Source organism: Pseudoalteromonas sp. S4492 (assembly GCF_005886115.1).
Lineage (GTDB): Bacteria > Pseudomonadota > Gammaproteobacteria > Enterobacterales > Alteromonadaceae > Pseudoalteromonas > Pseudoalteromonas gelatinilytica.
On sequence record NZ_PNCP01000141.1, the window covers coordinates 1 to 320 of the forward strand.

The 320-nt window shown below is 51.9% G+C and carries 1 pseudogene; it reads right to left on the reverse strand.

Annotated elements, in window-relative coordinates:
• Positions 1 to 320: pseudogene (locus CWC28_RS21205) on the reverse strand (tRNA dimethylallyltransferase); the annotation flags it as partial.

The following is a 320-nucleotide window of genomic DNA, read 5'->3' on the forward strand; positions in this document are numbered from 1 at the left end:
TTTGGCCAGCTTCTTAGCCAGGTCAACTGCCGCTTAGCCAGCTGCCGGGTGGCTATCACACCTTTTTCCACCAGGGTGGAATAGTCCATCTCTCCTTCAAGATACCCCCAAACCTGGCGATAACCAACTGCTCTGATGGAAGGCAGTGAAATATCCAGGTCACCCCGCTCATACAGGCCTCTCACTTCATCGACGAAATGCCCTTCCAGCATAAGCTTGAAGCGAGTTTCGATCCTCTGATGGAGAACTGAGCGGTCTTTGGGAGCAATGGCCAGATTCACTACATTATAAGGCAAACGACTGGCTTCCTGCTCTCGATG